This window comes from Nguyenibacter vanlangensis, assembly GCF_013376155.1.
Taxonomy (GTDB): Bacteria; Pseudomonadota; Alphaproteobacteria; order Acetobacterales; family Acetobacteraceae; genus Gluconacetobacter; species Gluconacetobacter vanlangensis.
This window is the reverse complement of record NZ_JABXXP010001065.1, coordinates 1-754: the sequence shown is the minus strand read 5'-3', so window position 1 is coordinate 754 and position 754 is coordinate 1. Positions and strand designations below refer to the sequence as shown.

The following is a 754-nucleotide window of genomic DNA, read 5'->3' as shown; positions in this document are numbered from 1 at the left end:
CGATGCGCGCCGAGGGGCATGAAGTGCTGTCCCTGGCGCTGGGCGAGCCGGATTTCGCGACCCCGGCGGCGGTGATCGAGGCCGCGCATCGCGCGGCGCTGGACGGGCAGACCAAATATCCGCCCGTGGACGGCACGCCCGCCCTGAAGGCGGCGATCGCGCGGAAATTCGCCCGCGAGAACGGGCTGGAATACGCGCTGTCGGACCTGATCGTGTCGAATGGCGGCAAGCAGGTGATCTTCAACGCCTTCATGGCGACGATCGACCATGGGGACGAGGTCGTCATTCCCGCGCCGTACTGGGTGAGCTATCCGCTGGCGGCGCGGCTGTTCGGCGGCGTGCCGGTCTTTGCCGAGTGCCGCGAGGCCGACGGGTTCCGCCTGACGGCGGCGGCGCTGGAGGCGGCGATGTCGCCGCGCACGCGCTGGGTGGTGCTGAATTTTCCCTCGAACCCGACCGGGGCGGTGATGGGCCTGGCGGACATGGAGGCGATCGCCGCCGTGCTGCGCCGCTATCCGGGGGCCTGGATCCTGTCGGACGAGATTTACGAGCATCTGGTGTTCGACGGCGCCCGGCATCATTCGATCGCGGCGGTGGCGCCGGACCTGAAGGGGCGTATCCTGACGCTGAACGGGGTGTCGAAATCTTATGCCATGACCGGGTGGCGGGTCGGCTATGCTGGCGGGCCCCCGGGCCTGATCCGCGCGATGGCGCGGGTGCAGGGCAACGCGACCTCGGGCGTGTGTTCGGTGGC

Annotated in this window: 1 protein-coding gene; it reads left to right on the top strand. The window is 69.8% G+C overall.

Going from position 1 to position 754, the window contains the following annotated elements; all coding sequences use genetic code 11:
* Nucleotides 1-754 (top strand): pyridoxal phosphate-dependent aminotransferase (locus HUK84_RS21245; RefSeq protein ID WP_176641930.1); only part of this gene is annotated, 754 nt, incomplete at both ends.